Consider the following 16,028-nt stretch of genomic DNA (forward strand, 5'->3'; position numbering starts at 1 on the left):
GAAGCGCTGACGCCGCGCCGACAGTTCAGAAACCGGCCAGGTCGGCGCGGATGGCAGCGAGCGATTCGTGAAGCCGTTGCGCGGCCTGCGGGTCGCGTGAAGCCAGCGCCTGGGCCAGCCGGCGCAGCGGCTCGGCGGCGGGCTGGAAGTCGGGGCTCTGGCGCAGCACGGCCAGCAGCGGCGTGCCGACGCGGGCCAGCATGACGGCCGGGTCGCCGCTGGGCGCGGTTCGGCGGCCCAGGTCCAAATAGCTGCGGCGGGCCTCGGCGTAGGCGTTCAGGCGCGGGGCCAGCTCGGGCGAGGACAGCAGCGTGGCGGTGTCGACGCTGACCTGGCCGAGGAGATCCAGCAGGCGGTCGCGTGGCGCGGAGTCGGGTGCGTAGGTGATGCGCGGCGCACGGTAGGCCACCCAGGGGCGGTCGTCGGTGTTGAGCGGCGCGTTGCCGGCCAGGCGGTGCAGCGCGGGCGCGTCGGCGATGAAGCTGCCGAGCACGGCGAAGTCGTCGGCTAGGCCGAAGTGCGCCGCCATGTCGGGCTTGGCCGTGCCGGGCCTGAAACGGGTGCTACCGGCGCGGCCGACGAGGCCCACGGTGGGCGTGTCCAGGCTGTTGCTGGCCAGCAGCGCGGCGCCGTCGGGGAAGGCCTGCAGGAAGGCGGCCGTGATGCTGCGCAGCGTGTCCAGGTCGAGCTGGTGCAGCGGCAGCCATTGGCAGAACAGCCCCTGGGGCGCCAGCCGCTCGCGCACGGCCCGGAAATGCTCGACGGTGTAGAGCGCGCCCGAGCCGCTGCGGGCCGGGTGGAAGTTGTCGGACACGACCACGTCGTAGCGCTGGGTGGTGGTGCGCACATAACGGCGTGCGTCGGCGGTGTGCATGTGTGGTGCCGGACCTTCACCTAACGCGGGGCGGAACAGCGCCGATGCCTCCACGACCTCGGGCAGCAGCTCGACGGCATCGACCTCCAGGCCGAGCACTTGTGCCGCCACGCCTGACGTGACGCCGGAGCCGACGCCAAGGAAGAGGGCTCGTTTTGCGTCGCCGTGCAGCAGCAGCGGCAACAGCGCCTGGCGGCCATCGACGAGGACGGTGGCGCTGCTGCCCTCCTGCTGGCGGTTGTTGATGCGCAGCCGCGCAACGCCGGCCGCGTCCTCGACGACGCTGACGGCGGCCATCGGGCCATCGCGGTAACTCAGCAGGTGGCCACCCTCGGGCAGATCGATGAAGGCCAGTGGCGGTGCGAACAGCGCCAGCGCGGCGGTCGCGGTGGCGGGAAACCACCAAGCCGCGCTGCGCCAGGCCGGTGCCAGCAGCAGATAGCCGGCCGTGACTAGCAGCAACGCCAGCTTGGGGCCAAGGACCGAGGCCAGCGCGACGCCGAACAGCGGTGCCGCCGCCATCGCGCCCAGCGTGTTGGCGCCCACCGCCTGGCTGAACGGGATACCGGCTGCGGCAGCGTCCGCACTGAGCTGGCAGAAGAGGGCGCCCATCAACAGCGTTGGCAGCGCGAACACGGCGACGGCGAGCAAGGCCTCGGTGGCGAGCGCACCAGCCAGCGTCTCGGGCTGCAGCGCCTGCTTGATCGCCTCAGCGCCCCACAGCGTGGCCATGCCGAGCAGGATGCTGACGGCCAGGCCCTGCAGCAGCAGCCGCGTGTTGCGCAGCGCCGGCCAGCGCGCAAACGCAGCGGCGCCGAGCGCACTGCCGGCCAGGTACACAGCCAGCAGCAGCGCGAAGGTGTAGACCGTGTCCTCGGCGACCTGACTCAGCACGCGCACGGCCAGCACCTCGTATGCAATGCCAAGCAGGCCGGTTGCGGCCAGCAGCCACAGCGGGCGGTTCGACGTCGTCGGGCCGAGCGCGATGGCGGGCGCGGCTTGCAGCGCGAGGCCGGCCAGCAGCGCGCAGCCGAGGTTGAGCGCCACGCACAGGCCGGCGCTGCGCGTGAGGCCCCAGTCCGAGATCAGCCAGAAGGCCGTGGCCAACACGCCCGCGACGGCGCCCAGTGTGTTGGCGGCGTACAGCGGCGCGAGCCTGGCGGTGCCCAGGCGAGCCATGGCCGGCAGCGTTGCACCCATCGCGGCCGTGGCGGGCAGCAGCAGCAGGAAACTCGCGCCGAAAGCGATGCTCCATTGCCAGGCGGGCGTTGCATCGGGCCCGATTAGCGCCAGTGCGGCGTTGCTGGCCGCAGGCATGACGGCCATCAGCAGCGCGCCCCACAGGCCGATCAGCGCCTCGCAGCCGGCATACCAACGCAGCGGTCGCTCGCTGGACTCGATGCGACGGCCGAGCAGCAGTGCGCCGAGCGACAGCCCCCCGAAGAAGGCGGCCACGACAGCGAGCACCGCAGCCGACTCGTGGCCCAGCACGAGGCCGAACTGCTGCGTCCAGATGACTTGATAGCCCAGCCCGGCGAAGCCGGACGCGGCCATCAGCGCCAGCGCCAGGCCCCTCACGAGTTGAAGCTCAGCGTGTAGCCCCAGCTCTCCAGCCGCGTCGGGATGGCGTTGAAGGCCAGGCTGATGCGGCGACCACCGGCATTGGGCGGCACCGCGTGCATGAGGTAGCTCGGGAAGAGGATGAGATCGCCTGGAGACGGCGCGGGGCTGACCCACTTCTCGGCGTTGTAGGCACCGGTGACGACGCCAGCATGGTCGTTCTTGATCGAGAAGTCATGCCCGCCGGGCGACTTCATGAAGACCGTGCGCGCCGAGTCGTGCGTCTCGGTCAGGTAGACGACGCCCGACGCAAAGCTGTTGGCGTGGTTGTGCATGGCCTGGCGCCCGCCGGTGTCCAGCACGTTGACCCACATCTCCTTGATGGCCCAGCCGAGTTGCTCGCCGAACAGCAGGCGGCCGAACTCGGCGATCTTGGGCGTGAGCAGCGCCGCAGCCTGCACGAGCAGCGGGCTGTCCGAGGGCTGCAGCATCTGCGTGTGCGACAGCGCCTCGGAGCTGTTGTTGGCCTGCAGTGCGCGGCGGGAGAAGTGGTCGACGAGGGCGTTCACCAGCGGTTGCGGCAGCACGGCCGGGGCGCGCAGCAGCGGGATCGGAAACAGACCGACGACTTCGTCCGTCATGCCAGCACCGCCGCGACCCGCAGCCACGACCAGTACGCCGCCATGCCGCCGATGCCGTAAAGCAGCACCGTGCGCGCCCGCTGCGCCGCCGGCCAGCGCGCCGTGAGGCGCCACAGGCACCAGCAGACGCCGACGGTCATCAGCTGCCCGATCTCGACGCCGACGTTGAAGGTCAGCAGCGCGACGAGCAGGTGGTTCTCGGGCAGGCCGATTTCCTTCAACGCGCCGGCAAAGCCCAGGCCGTGCACGAGGCCGAACAGGAAGGCGACCAGCGCGGGCCAGCGGCGGGCGAGGGTGTCGCGCTTGTGCAGCGCCTCGACCGCCACCAGCACGATGGACAGCGCGATGGTCGCCTCCACGGGCGCGGAGCGCAGCGTCAGCCAGCCGAGGGCGCTGCTGGCGAGCGTCAGGCTGTGGGCGGCGGTGAAGGCGGTGATCGTCCAGATGAGGCGACGGTTGAAGCCGACCAGGAAGAGCAGGCCGATGACGAAGAGCAGGTGGTCGACGCCGCCGAGGATGTGCTCCACGCCGAGCAGCGTGTAGGCGCTGGCGATCTCGCGCATGCCGCGCGGGTCGTTGGCGGCGCCGTAGAGCTGCACGGTCGGCTGTGCCTTGGTCAGCGTGTAGACGCGGCTTTCACCGTCCTGCCAGAAGACCTTGACGAGGGTGGCCGAGTAGCGCTCGCCGACGCCCTTGACCGACATGGTGCCGACGAGGCCCTGCTCGCCGCAGCGCAGCACGTTCGCGTCGGCCGTGCAGCCCTGCGGCCACACGGGTGTGAGGTCCTGGGCGATGGGGCGTTTCTCACCGGCGCCCCATTGCCAGATGAATTCGCCACGCTGCGTCTCGCGCAGGTTCAGCTCGGCCATGCTCATCTCATGAGCAAACGAGGGCAGGGCAGCGGCGGCCAGCGCCAGCAGGCAGGCAGCGCGCAGCCAGTTCACGAGGCGCTTCATTTACCGGCCACCTCGACCTTGATGCGGTACTTCCTGGCCAGCGCGGCGACTGCGGCGCTGCGCTGCTCGGACAGCGTCGCGTCCGTCCAGTCCTGCTGCACGACGCCGCGCAGCACCTCGAAGTTGGCGGGGCGCGCGGGCGTTGCGGCATCCAGGCGCACGGCGCGCCAGCCGTCGCGCGACTGCGCCGTCAGCCACTGGCCAGGCGCGGCACCCTCTAGCGTCTTGGCAAAACCCTCGCCATAGCTCTGCAGCAAATTGCTATGCGGCCGGCCCTTGAATACGCGCAGGCCGGCCTTGGTGTCGCCGGGCGTGCCGTTGTTCAGCATGTCGACGAAGGCGCGGACGGCGGCTTCGCTCGGCTCGCCGCCGAGCACGGCTTCCTGGAAATCAAAGCGGGCCGGCTCGTCGTACTTGACGCGGTGCTGCTCGAACCAGTGGCGCAGCACTTCGTCCGTCACCGGCGGCAGCTTGGTGCCGCCGTCGACCACGCTCAGCGCCTTGAAGATGACGCGCTCGCGGATGGCGGTGTCGCCCTTGTCAAGTTGCAGGGCCAGGCCTTCGCGGTAGAGCACTTCGTTGTCGAGCCAGATCTTGCGCAGCGCCGTCGTCTCCTCGGCATTGGGCTCGTGGCCGCGCTGGGCCTTGAAGAGCTGGCGAGCGTCCTCATCGACCTCGGCGCTGATGACGATCTCGTTGGCCTCGCTGCTGCTGCGGTTGACGAGGCGGTCGATGCCGAAGAGCACGGCACCGAGCAGCAGGAAGTGCAGCAGCGGTTCGCGGGTCCAGTTGGGCAGTTGGCGGGCGGAGCGAGTGCGCAGGGCAATGGGGGGCAGGGTGCTGGACATGACGGCGGGGTAATAAGCCCACCATGCTAGGCAGCGAACAAGACAAGACGAAGACAGCGGCGGGCTTTTCAGCCACGCCGCTGTCGGTCTCGAAGGCAGCCTGCGCTGCCTTTGACGTCTTACTTCACGCCGGCAACGGCGATGGCATTGGCCACTTCGACGTAGATCGGATTGCTGTAGAACCAGAGGTCCGCCCAGGCCGCCACGTCATAGGACACGGCCTTCTGGCCAGCGATGGGGCTGTTGCCCGAGGCCGTGGCCAGGTGGGCGGGGCAACCGTCGATGGTGTTGGCGGCCGAGTTCCATGCCGTGCCGTTGGCCGGCACGTTGGTGCCCACCGTCGTGCACGGGATGCGCAGCGCTGCGGTGTTGCCGGCGTTGGTGTACAGGTCGGCCAGTGGGTTGCCATTGGCATCGGTTTCGTAAGGCACCGACGCCGGCATGTTGCTGCCACGCAGACGCACGTACTGCGACGTTTGAACGGCCGGGATGCGCAGGCTCATCTTCAGGAAGACGGTGTTGTCCGCACCCGACTGCACCTGCGTCCAGGCCGAACCGCCGTTGCCGCTGAAGGTCTTCAGGATGGCGGCAGACATGTTCTTCGCAGCGGCCGGCACGCTCGTCAGGCCGGTGGTCGTGCCATCGGTCTTGAGCCAGTCGGTGTTGCGCGGCCATTCGCCGGTGTAGCCCGCCGTGCCCGGCGTCTTGTAGCCGCTGACCAGGCCGCGGATCACGTCGACGTGATCCAGCACCGGCTTGTTGATCGGCTGGTTGACGCCGATCTGGGCCAGCGACGGGTTGGGGAAGCTGTAGGGCGAGAAGTTCACGCCGGCCGGGTCACGCAGCACGACGGCGACGACGATCTCGGCACCGGGGCGTACGGCGAGTTTTTCACCCATCGTGGCGCAGCCGGTCTTGTCGATGTCGGTGTCGTTGGTGGCAGCGGCAATGGCCAGGGCCTCGACGGCCGCGTTGCTACGGGCGCCGACGCCGGGGTAGGACGCGCAAGCCACGAAGGCGAGGCGGTCGATCAGCTGGCCAGAGGCCGCCCAGACGTTGCCGGTGCGCAGGCCGTCGACGATGGTCTGCGGGCGCAGCTTGTCGGCGCCGTTGCGCACCATGACGTGGGTGCGCTGGTATTCGCCGGGGTAGAAGTCCTGCGTGGAGCGGCGGTCATCCGGGCCGAAGCTGCCGCGGTTGTGCCAGTCGGAGCTGGCGAAGAACCACCAGTTGCGGCCTTCGCCGAGCATTGCGTCCCACACGCCGCCCACTTGCGCTGCATAGACGCCGGTGCCGCCGTAGGTTGTGCCGCCGACGGAGTCGACCAGGCCGGCAGTGCCGCCGAAGTTGTTGCGATTGACCTGGTATTCACCGCGGTTGGCCGATGCACCGTGGCCGGGCTGCGACTCGAAGCCGAAGGCGACGTTGGGCGCCGCGTTGTTGAAGTCGCGCAGGTGCTCGATGTTGAAGCCGTTGTTTCCGTTCGGGTTGAACGGGCCGGCGCGCTCCAAGTGGGCGGGCACGTAGTAGCTTTGCTGGCCGTGGAAGTTGGCCATCCACTTCATGGCCTCCACGGTCTTCAGGTGGCCCTTCTCGCCGGTGCCCGTGCCGCTGGGCTGCACCAGCTTCTTGCCGGTGTCGCTCCAACCCAGCGCGCTGGCCGTGGAGTCGGCGCTGGCGGGGTTCGCGCAGTTCCAGTTGTTGCCGCTGGCCGAGCCGGTCACGTTGCCGCGGCTGGTGTCGGTGTCGTTGCGGTCGAAGCAGTAGGACCATTGGGCCAGCGCGTTGGCGTTGCCGATGGCCGTGTAGCCCGGCGTGGTCGGCAGCGTGGCGGTATCCATCGCGGTCGGGATCTGCCCCGTGATGACGGACATCGAGCTGTGCTCATGGCCGGGCACGACGGACTCCAGGCCGAGGAACAGCGGCACGTTCTTTTGCGCGCCGAGGTACTCGACGACTTGGTACTGGTACTCCTGCAGGGACTGCCAACGCCACATATTGCCGTTGCCGCCCACGCCGCCGCCGTTGCCCTTGAGGTTGGCCGCGCCGATGCTGTCGGCCCAGGTCGTCGTCGGACCCTTGCCTTCGATGAACGGATAGGCGGGCGTGGACAGCGTGGCGTCTTCAACCAAGGTGCAATTGCGGTTGCCGTTGCCGCCGTGGCCAGCCTGCACGAACCAGTCCAGACCCCAGGGCGAGTCCGCCGTCTTGTCGGTGACCTTCTTCACCAGCTTCTGCATGGAGATGGCGCCGTCCGAGCAGGTGGTGTGGTTGTGGAAGTCGCCCGACACGTACTTGCCGGGCGTCTTGCCGGCAGCAGTGGCGAGGTTGGGCGCAATGATGGCGGCGCTGCCGAGCGCGGCGACGGCAGCCAGCGCGAGCTGGCTCTTGGTGAAGAAGTGGGTCATGGAAGCTCCGGGGAGAGAGAGGAACGCGGGCTGAAAGGGGGCTTGAAACCGGGCGCATGCTATGGACGGGGCATGACCCCGGCGTGACGGCATTGCGACGGTTTCGCCCGTCGCCGGCAAAGCCTCAGCGCAAGCCGGCGTAGTCGACGTTGAGCGTCGCGTCGACCGGCGGGGCCGACTCGAAGATGAGGCGCAGCGCAAAGCTGCGGCCCACCTGCAGTGGCTGTTGCAGATCAAGCAACTCGATGTGCAGGCCGTCCTCGGCAAGCGTCAGCTCCTCGCCCGCGCGGATCAGCAGTGACAGGTCTTGCGCACCTGCCGCGATCCCCGGCCCCGCCAGCCGGGCCCCCGCAGCCACGGGGGTCTCGATGCCGATGAGCCGGTCGGTCGTCTGCACCTCGTCAAAGCGCATGCACAGCTTGGCCGTGTCGGCATCCACGCGCGTGGCGCGCGTCCAGGGGTGCCAGATGCGCAGATGGCTGCTGAAGAACTCGCAGGCCAGTGCAGGGCGGGCCACCACGGCGGCGCCCAGTGCGATGAGGATATGGCGGCGGTGCAGGGCAGGTGAATGCATGTGGCGCGCGACGCTGACGATGGAGGAAGGCTGAGGACCATCGCAGCGGCGGATGACAGCAGCGTGAAGCGCTCGCGCTGCCTTGGGAGCGTCACGCGCCTGTCTTCATTGCTCACCACACTGCGGACCCGTAAGACGCTGCGGCCCCGGCCGCCCCAACACTTCCCAAGCTCTGGAGTTCTCGATGAAGCTCGCCACCCTCGCCCTGGCCCTCGGCCTGGCCTCTCCCGCCTTCGCGGCCGCCCCGTTGTCGGTGGACTTTGAAAAGGACTGGGGCTTCAGCCCTGAAGTCGGCGACACCTACGCCGCTGAAGGCGTGACGTTCACCAACGTGCTGGGCCTGTCCAACAACGCGGACGAGACGTTCTTCAGCAACGCCCCGTCGCCCCTGGGCATTGCCTATGCGCAGCTCGACGGCAGCATCAACACGACGGCCTACATGAACGTGGCTGCAGGCGTCACGGGCGGCCTGAGCTTTTACTACGCCGGCACGGACGTCTCCACCGTCAAGGCCTACTCCGGCTTGAACGGCACCGGCATGTTGCTGGGCACGATCACGCTGGCATCGACCGGCGGCTACGACAGCTGGACCAAGACCGTACTGAGCTTCAGCGGTTCGGCCCAGTCGTTTGACCTGACCAGCACGGCCGGCATCGCCGCGCTGGACAACATTGCCGCCGTCCCGGAACCCACCAGCATCGCGCTGATGCTTGCCGGTGGCGCCCTGCTGCTTGCCCGCCGTCGTCGCGCCTGATTGGCGGTAAACGCCCAAAAGAAAAGCCGGCTGTTCGCAGCCGGCTTTTTCATGGGTGATGCAAATCAGCCGATGCGGCCGAGCAGCAGGTACTCCATGAGCGCCTTTTGCACGTGCATGCGGTTTTCGGCCTCTTCCCACACGACCGACTGCGGTCCGTCGATGACGTCCGCCGCCACCTCCTCGCCACGGTGCGCGGGCAGGCAGTGCATAAAGAGGGCGTCCGGCTTGGCGCGGGCCATCATGTCGGCGTCCACGCACCAGTCCTTGAACGCCGCCTTGCGGGCCTCGTTCTCGGCCTCGTAGCCCATGCTGGTCCAGACGTCGGTGGTGACCAGGTCGGCGCCGGCGCAAGCCTCGCGCGGGTCGTCGAAGACGCGGTAGCAATTCGCGTCCTTCACGCCTGCCACGGCATGGTCAATGCCGTAGCCGCTCGGCGTACTGACATGCACCGTGAAGCCCAGGATCTCCGCCGCCTGGAGCCAGGTGTTGGCCATGTTGTTGCCGTCACCCACCCACGCCACGACGCGGCCTTTCAGGCAGTCCATGTCGATGGAGCCGCGTCGGTCCATGCCGCGCGCCTCAATGAAGGTGAACAGGTCGGCCAGGATCTGGCAGGGGTGGTATTCGTTGGTCAGCCCGTTGATGACCGGCACGCGCGAGTGCGCCGCGAAGGCTTCGAGCTTGCTCTGCTCGTAGGTGCGGATCATGACGATATCGACCATGCGGCTGATGACGCGCGCCGAGTCCTCCACCGGCTCGGCTCGGCCCAGCTGGCTGTCGCCCGTCGTCAGGTGCACGACTGAGCCGCCCATCTGGTACATGCCCGCCTCGAAGCTGACGCGCGTTCGCGTGCTGGCCTTCTCGAAGATCATGGCCAGCGTGCGGTCCTGCAGCGGCTGGTATCGCTCGTAGTTCTTGAAGCGGCGCTTGATGATGCCGGCGCGGTCGAACAGGTGGGCGTATTCCTCGGCCCGCAGATCCTTGAACTGGAGGTAGTGGCGCATCAGTGTGTCCCCCGGCTTCATGGCTTGGGCTGGGCGAGGAAGGCCTTGATCAGCGGCACCAGCAGGGCCGTGATCTGGCGTGCCTCGTCATGCGTGAGGATCAGCGGCGGCAGCAGGCGCACGACGCGGTCTGCGGTGATGCTGATCAACAGGCCTGCTTCCAAGCTTTGCGTGAGCAGCACGCCGGCGGGGCGGTCCAGCTCGATGCCGAGCATCAGGCCCTGGCCGCGGATCTCGACGACGCCGGCCTCACCAGCCAGGCCCTCGGCCAGGCCATTGCGCAGCGTCGCGCCCACGGCGACGGCGTTGGCCAGCAGGCCGTCCTCTTCCATGATCGTCAGCGTCTCGACGCCGGCACGCATGGCCAGCGGGTTGCCGCCGAAGGTCGTGCCGTGGTTGCCCGCCTTCAACACACCGGCCGCACGCGGGCCGCAGACGACGGCGCCGATGGGCACGCCCGAACCCAGGCCCTTGGCCAGCGGCATCACGTCCGGCTGGATGCCGGCCCACTGGTGCGCGAACCACTTGCCGGTGCGGCCGATGCCGCACTGCACCTCGTCCAGCATCAGCAGCAGGTCGTGCGCGTCGCAGATGCGGCGCAGCGCCTGCAGGAACTCGACACGCGCCGGGTTGATGCCGCCTTCGCCCTGGATGGTTTCCAGGAAGATGGCCGTGATGTTGGGGTGAGCGGCAATGGCCGCCTCGACGGCGGCCGCATCATTCAGCGGCACGCGCACGAAGCCTTGCACCAGCGGCCCGAAGCCGGCCTGGATCTTGGGGTTGGCCGTGGCCGACAGCGTGGCGATGGAGCGGCCATGGAAGGCGCCTTCGAAGACAAGAATCTCCGGCGACGTGTTGCCACGGTCATGGCCGAACTTGCGGGCGATCTTCAAAGCCGCCTCGTTGGCCTCCAGTCCGCTATTGCAGAAGAAGACATTGGCGAGACCCGAAAGCTCGCAGAGCTTGTCGGCCAGTTGCTCCTGCAGCGGCACGCGGTAGTAGTTGCTGCTGTGGATCAGCTTGGCGATCTGGTCCTGCAGCGCCGGTACCAGGCGCGGGTGGTTGTGGCCCAGCGTGTTGACCGCAATGCCGCCCAGCCCGTCCAGCAGTCGTCGGCCGGTCGTGTCCCAGACCCAGCAGCCCTGGCCGTGCGAAAGCGCAACGGGCAGGCGGCCATAGGTCGGCATCACGTGGGCGTCGGATGGGAGGGCATCAGCGTTCATCGGGTCTCCGATTGGGTGGGGAAAAGCGAGTTTTTGATTCTAGAGTCGATGCGCTGCGGTTTGCTGCGCCGCAACAGATGGCGGTGAGCCGAGGCACAATGGCCGCCTTTGGCAGCGGTGCTCCGCTGTACCGTAAAGCCGACCTTTCCATGACCGTTGTCCAACCGCCGCGCGAAGTATTCATCCAGGGTGTCACGCTGGATGGACGCACCTTCCGCCCCAGCGATTGGGCCGAGCGCCTGGCCGGCGCAATGTCGAGTTTCCGGCCCGGCGGCGTGCGCGGTGGCATCGGCGCCCACATCGGTTATTCGCCGCTGTGCGTGCCCAACATCATCAACGGCGTGAAGTGCGTCATCGTCAATGAAGAACTCCGGCGCCTCGAACCGATGGCCTGGGACTTCGTCATGAACTTCGCGCGCGACAACAACCTCCAGGTTGCTGAAGCCTGCCTTTTGCCAGACGGGCCCGACGGGGCAGGCGGCAAGCCGATCGACTGATCTCGACACTAGCGACACTCCCAGGGCGCAGCGGCCCGTTGCGCCGTTATCCTCGTTGGCTACGTTTTGACATTGCCGATGACCTTCAGCGCTACCGCCACCCCGATGCCCGCCGCGTCCGCCGCCACTCCGGTGGACGTGCGGCCGACGTCAACCGGCGTCTGGGTGCTGCTGCGCGGGTTATCTCGCGAGAGCGGGCATTGGGGTGTCTTCCCTGAACATCTGCTGCGCGAACTGCGCGCGCTGCGGCCGGACTCGCAAGTGCTGTCGCTGGATCTGCCCGGCACTGGCACGCAGCGCCGCCAGCCCAGCCCGACCCAGGTCTCGGCCATCGTCGACGCCTGCCGTGCGGAGTTGCTGCGTCGGGGCGTCAGAGGGCCCTTGTCCGTCATCGGCATGTCGCTCGGTGCTGCCGTGCTCGCCGACTGGGCCAACCGTTACCCGAGCGAAATCGAAGCCGGCGTGCTGATCAACCCCAGCCTGCGGCCTTTCAGCGAACTCTTTCGCAAGCCGCGGCCGTTGAACTATCTCGGTCTGGCGCTGCTGTCACTGAGCCGCTTCAGCGCTCGTCTGCGCGAAGAGCGCGTCCTTAGGCTGACGACGCGGCTGACACCGCCCCAGGCGGTCATCGACCGCTGGCTGGAACTCCAGCGTCAGCACCCGCTGGGCGTGCGCAACACCGCGCGGCAGTTGCTGGCCAGCCTGCGCTACCGCGCCAGTCGCACTCGCCCGGCAGCGCCCATGCTGCTGCTCTGCAGCAAGGCCGACAGCCTCGTCGACTGGCGCTGCTCGCAGGCCATCAGCCGCGCCTGGGGTGCGCCGCTGCGCCTGCACACCAAGGCCGGCCACGACCTGCCACTGGATGACCCGCAGTGGGTTGCCCGCGCCGTCGCGGAGTGGCTGCGTGACCGCAGCATCCAGGGCGTCGGGGCGGGCGAGTGGCATTGAGCGAGCCCCTCGCCCAGTTTCGCCTGCTGAACGCGGCGAACCTGGTCGGTCCCCCGAGGGGACGAGGCTGTTTGCGGCATTGAGCCGCAACGAGCCTCAGGCGGGCCGGCTTGGGGCGGCCCGGCGCTCGGCCCGAATATCCCGATACCAATGCAGAAGGCCCGCTTGCGCGGGCCCCTGAAACCAGAAAGCCCGCTTTCGCGGGCCTTCGGCTTTGCACCAGAGCTGGTTTGTTCTATCAGGCGGCGAGCGCCTTGATTTTGGCGGACAGGCGGCTCTTGTGACGAGCAGCCTTGTTCTTGTGGAAGATGCCCTTGTCGGCGACCGAATCGATCACCGCCTGGGCATTCTTGAAAAGGTCAGCGGCCTTGGACTTGTCGCCCGCAGTCACTGCCTTTTGCACGTTCTTGACGACCGTGCGGAATTGGGAACGCAGCGCCGTGTTGGCGGCATTGAGCTTGGCGTCCTGGCGGACGCGCTTAAGGCCCGATGCCAGGCGGACTGTCTTCTTTTTGGCTTTGGAGCTGGTTGCCATGCTGTGTCTATACCCAGTTGGTGCAAAGACAGCGAGTATAGCCCGAAAACAGGTTTAAAGCCAAGTGAGCGCGAGGAGTTTCAAACGAGGCGCGATTCTCCACACAGATAATCCTGCGCCATGAATCTGCTGCGTGCCGCGTCGACCATTTCCCTGCTGACCCTGACCTCGCGCATCACCGGCCTCGTTCGCGAAACCATGGTGGCCGGCCTGTTTGGCGCCACGGCGATGACGGATGCGTTCCTCGTGGCCTTCCGCATTCCCAACCTGCTGCGACGGCTGTTCGCGGAGGGCGCTTTCTCCCAGGCCTTCGTGCCGCTGCTGGCGGCCACCAAGGCGACTGAGGGCGAAGACGCGACACGGCGCCTCGTCGATGCCGTAGCCACCGTGTTGCTGTGGGCCTTGGTGGCAACTTCGGCGCTCGGCGTCGTCGCGGCGCCGGTGCTGGTCTGGCTGCTGGGATCGGGCCTGCCGGGCGAGGCCTTCGACGCGTCGGTCGTCATGACGCGCGTCATGTTTCCCTACATCGGCTGCATGTCGATGGTGGCGCTATCGGCCGGCATCCTGAACACCTGGCGGCGCTTCGTCGTACCGGCGGCGACACCGGTGCTGCTCAATCTCAGCGTTATCGCCGTGGGTTGGGCGCTGGCCGGGCCGCTCGAGCGCGCCGGCTACCCCGGCATCTATGCGATGGCCTTCGGTGTCATGTTGGGTGGCGTGCTGCAGTTGCTGGTGCAGTGGCCGGCCCTGCGGGCCATCGGGGCGATGCCAAGCATGCGCCTGAGCTGGCGCGGCTTGCAGGAATCGCGCGCCAATCCGGGCGTCGGTCGCGTCATCCGAGGCATGGGCCCGGCCCTGCTCGGTGTCGGCGTGGCGCAGCTGTCGCTGATGATCAACACGCAGATCTCCAGCCATCTGGGCGCCGGTGCAACGTCCTGGCTGAATTACGCGGATCGGCTGATGGAGTTCCCCATCGGCCTGCTCGGCGTAGCGCTGTCTGCCGTGTTGACGCCGCAGCTCTCCGCCGCCCAGGCTTCGGGTGAGAACGAGCGCTACAGCCGCCTGCTCGACTGGGGCTTGCGCCTGGTGCTGCTGCTAGCCTTGCCCTGTGCCGTGGCGCTGCTGGTGTTCGCCACCCCGCTGACGGCTGTGCTCTATCACCGCAAGGCGTTCACCGCCGTCGATGTGCTTCACACCTCGGAGGCCGTCATGGGCTGGGGCGTTGGACTGCTCGGGCTGATCGCCATCAAGGTGCTGGCCCCCGGCTTCTATGCCCGCCAGGACACCGGCACGCCGGCCAAGATCGCCGTCGCCGTGCTGGTGCTGACGCAGTGCTTCAACCTCGTGTTCGTGCCCTGGATCGGCGTCGCGGGCCTGGCGTTGTCCATCGGCGCGGGCGCACTGGTCAACGCCGGCTGGCTGCTGTGGGGGCTGAGGAAGCTGGGCAGTTATCGCCCGGAGCCGGGCTGGACGAGCTTCAGCCTGCGCGTGGCGCTGGGCTGCGCCGCCATGGGATTGCTGCAATGGCAGTTGGCGACGCGGCTGGACTGGATCGCCCTGGGCGCTCACGAGCTCCAGCGCGCCCTCGTCATGGCGGCCAGCCTCGGCGCCAGCGCCGTCGTGTATTTCGCCGTGCTGCTGCTGGCCGGCATGCGGCCCAAGGCCCTGGGTCGTCCGAGTTGATGAAATACGCCGCGCCGACGCCGCTCGACTACTTCGCCACGCTGGTGGCGGAGGACGAGAGCCTGAACCTCCTCGAAGCCGCCATCAGCCTGGCGCAAGACGACCACCCCCGGCTGGACGTGCAGGCCTCGCTGGCCCAGGTGGACGCTTTCGCGCGCCGGCTGCGCGAGCGCATCGGGCCCGAGACGGCGCCGCCCGACCGGCTGCGCCTGCTGACGCGCTTCTTTCACGGCGAGCTGGGTTTCGCCGGCAACCTGAACAACTACTACGCGGCCGACAACAGCTTCGTCCACCGCGTGCTGGAAACACGGCGCGGCATTCCCATCACGCTGGCCGTGCTGCTGCTGGAGCTGGGCGAGCAGGCGGGCCTGCGCATGGCGGGCGTGGCCTTCCCCGGCCATTTCCTCGTCAAGTGCCGCATCGGGCTAGGTGAGGTCGTCATTGACCCCTTCACAGGCGAGGCGCTTTCGGCCAGTCGGCTGGACGAATTGCTGGCCGTCTACCGCCAGGGCAGCGACTTGCCGAATGACCTGGAGCTGCCGCTGGAATTCTTCCTTCGCGCCGCCACCAAGCGCCAGATCCTGGCCCGCATGCTGCGCAACCTCAGGGAAGTGCACCGCGCCGCATGCGACTGGCCGCGTTTGCTGGCCGTGCAGCAGCGCCTGGTCGTGCTGCTGCCTGGCGACGCGATCGAGCGGCGCGACCGCGCCCTCGCGCTGCAGGCCGTGGGTGCCAACGCCGCTGCGGCCGAGGATCTAGTTTTTTACCTGGCCGAGTGCGGCGACGCGCCTGACGCGGACGCGCTGCGCGATCGCCTCGCCGAGCTGCTTGCGCAGCGTCCGAAACGATGAGGCAGATCCCGCTCGCGCTGCTGGCTCCGCCCGCACACAGCTTCGACAACTTCCTGCCCGGCGCCAATGCCGAGGCGCTGGCCTATCTGCTCGGCCTGATGCCCGCCGATCCACCGGTGCTGCTGTGGGGCCCGACGGGTTCGGGCAAGACCCATCTGCTGCAGGCGCTGGCAGAGCGCTGGCAAGCCGCCGGCCAGCGTGTCGCTTGGTATGACGCCGACACCGCCTTGCCCTGGGAGCTGCCGGCGCATGAGAGCCTGCTGCTGCTGGACGACTGCCAGCGTTTCGACGCCGGCCAGCAGCATGCGGCCTTTGCGCTCTTCGTCGAATCGGCAGGGCAGGGCTACACCTTCGTTGCCGCAGCCGATGCGCCCGCCATCGACCTCACCGTTCGCGAGGACCTGCGCACCCGCCTCGGCTGGGGCCCCGGCTTTGCGCTGGAACCGCTGCGCGAGGCCGAGATGCGCGCGGTGCTGCGCCGCGAGGCCGACCGCCGCGGCCTGCTGCTCGGCGACGACGTGCTGTCCTATCTGCTGACTCGCTTCGAGCGCAATCTCAAGGGCTTGATGGCGCTGCTGGAGCGGCTCGACGAGTTCGCCCTGGCCAGCAAGCGGCCGCTGACCGTGCCGCTGTTGAAGGCCATGTTGGCCGACGAAAAATAGACTCTGA

At 68.3% G+C, this 16,028-nt stretch carries 15 protein-coding genes; 6 read left to right on the plus strand and 9 right to left on the minus strand.

Annotation, left to right across the window (positions count from 1 at the left end; translation table 11 throughout):
* Nucleotides 1-25: 25 nt before the first annotated feature.
* From ABIS05_RS10515 to ABIS05_RS10540, 6 genes are all read right to left on the minus strand, one after another.
* Nucleotides 26-2,452, minus strand: a complete 2,427-nt coding sequence (locus tag ABIS05_RS10515) for a spermidine synthase (protein WP_348010870.1) — start codon at nucleotides 2,450-2,452, stop codon at nucleotides 26-28.
* Nucleotides 2,449-3,075 (minus strand): putative 2OG-Fe(II) oxygenase, encoded by a 627-nt coding sequence (locus ABIS05_RS10520; protein ID WP_348010871.1) that lies wholly within the window; start codon nucleotides 3,073-3,075, stop codon nucleotides 2,449-2,451. Before ABIS05_RS10520 ends, ABIS05_RS10515 begins: the two co-directional genes overlap by 4 nt.
* Complete coding sequence (locus ABIS05_RS10525; protein WP_348010872.1) at nucleotides 3,072-4,031, minus strand: HupE/UreJ family protein; 960 nt, start codon at nucleotides 4,029-4,031, stop codon at nucleotides 3,072-3,074. The genes ABIS05_RS10520 and ABIS05_RS10525 overlap by 4 nt, the downstream gene beginning before the upstream one ends.
* Nucleotides 4,028-4,879 carry a peptidylprolyl isomerase gene (locus ABIS05_RS10530; protein ID WP_348010873.1) on the minus strand — a complete coding sequence of 284 codons (852 nt, stop codon included), beginning with the start codon at nucleotides 4,877-4,879 and terminating at the stop codon, nucleotides 4,028-4,030. Before ABIS05_RS10530 ends, ABIS05_RS10525 begins: the two co-directional genes overlap by 4 nt.
* Nucleotides 4,880-4,998: 119 nt before the next feature.
* A complete protein-coding gene (locus ABIS05_RS10535) occupies nucleotides 4,999-7,287 on the minus strand; it encodes a hypothetical protein (protein WP_348010874.1) in 2,289 nt (762 codons plus the stop codon).
* Nucleotides 7,288-7,411: 124 nt separating this feature from the next.
* Entirely contained in the window at nucleotides 7,412-7,861 is a 450-nt protein-coding gene (locus tag ABIS05_RS10540) for a copper chaperone PCu(A)C (protein WP_348010875.1), read from the minus strand.
* Between the two features lie 184 nt (nucleotides 7,862-8,045).
* Between ABIS05_RS10540 and ABIS05_RS10545 the strand changes: the two genes are divergently transcribed.
* Complete coding sequence (locus tag ABIS05_RS10545; protein ID WP_348010876.1) at nucleotides 8,046-8,615, plus strand: PEP-CTERM sorting domain-containing protein; 570 nt, start codon at nucleotides 8,046-8,048, stop codon at nucleotides 8,613-8,615.
* A 65-nt stretch (nucleotides 8,616-8,680) separates the two neighbouring features.
* Here the strand turns inward: ABIS05_RS10545 and argF are convergent, their stop codons facing one another.
* Complete coding sequence (gene argF, locus ABIS05_RS10550; protein WP_348010877.1) at nucleotides 8,681-9,643, minus strand: ornithine carbamoyltransferase; 963 nt, start codon at nucleotides 9,641-9,643, stop codon at nucleotides 8,681-8,683.
* Nucleotides 9,640-10,845 carry an aspartate aminotransferase family protein gene (locus ABIS05_RS10555; protein WP_348010878.1) on the minus strand — a complete coding sequence of 402 codons (1,206 nt, stop codon included), beginning with the start codon at nucleotides 10,843-10,845 and terminating at the stop codon, nucleotides 9,640-9,642. Before ABIS05_RS10555 ends, argF begins: the two co-directional genes overlap by 4 nt.
* 149 nt (nucleotides 10,846-10,994) lie before the next feature.
* Between ABIS05_RS10555 and ABIS05_RS10560 the strand changes: the two genes are divergently transcribed.
* Complete coding sequence (locus ABIS05_RS10560; protein WP_348010938.1) at nucleotides 10,995-11,342, plus strand: DUF3579 domain-containing protein; 348 nt, start codon at nucleotides 10,995-10,997, stop codon at nucleotides 11,340-11,342.
* A 105-nt stretch (nucleotides 11,343-11,447) separates the two neighbouring features.
* Nucleotides 11,448-12,290 (plus strand): alpha/beta hydrolase, encoded by an 843-nt coding sequence (locus ABIS05_RS10565; RefSeq protein WP_348010879.1) that lies wholly within the window; start codon nucleotides 11,448-11,450, stop codon nucleotides 12,288-12,290.
* A 238-nt stretch (nucleotides 12,291-12,528) separates the two neighbouring features.
* Here the strand turns inward: ABIS05_RS10565 and rpsT are convergent, their stop codons facing one another.
* Nucleotides 12,529-12,825, minus strand: a complete 297-nt coding sequence (rpsT, locus tag ABIS05_RS10570) for a 30S ribosomal protein S20 (protein WP_056270726.1) — start codon at nucleotides 12,823-12,825, stop codon at nucleotides 12,529-12,531.
* 120 nt (nucleotides 12,826-12,945) lie between these two features.
* Here rpsT and murJ point away from each other — a divergent pair, with 120 nt between their 5' ends.
* Genes murJ through hda form a run of 3 tightly spaced genes read left to right on the plus strand, consistent with a single transcriptional unit; the run spans nucleotide 12,946 to nucleotide 16,021 of the window.
* Entirely contained in the window at nucleotides 12,946-14,508 is a 1,563-nt protein-coding gene (gene murJ / locus ABIS05_RS10575; RefSeq protein WP_348010880.1) for a murein biosynthesis integral membrane protein MurJ, read from the plus strand.
* Nucleotides 14,508-15,359, plus strand: a complete 852-nt coding sequence (locus tag ABIS05_RS10580; protein ID WP_348010881.1) for a tetratricopeptide repeat protein — start codon at nucleotides 14,508-14,510, stop codon at nucleotides 15,357-15,359. The genes murJ and ABIS05_RS10580 overlap by 1 nt, the downstream gene beginning before the upstream one ends.
* A complete protein-coding gene (gene hda, locus ABIS05_RS10585; protein ID WP_348010882.1) occupies nucleotides 15,356-16,021 on the plus strand; it encodes a DnaA regulatory inactivator Hda in 666 nt (221 codons plus the stop codon). Before ABIS05_RS10580 ends, hda begins: the two co-directional genes overlap by 4 nt.
* Nucleotides 16,022-16,028: the final 7 nt, after the last annotated feature.

The sequence above is a fragment of the Roseateles sp. genome, from assembly GCF_039929605.1.
Taxonomy (GTDB): Bacteria; Pseudomonadota; Gammaproteobacteria; order Burkholderiales; family Burkholderiaceae_C; genus Pelomonas.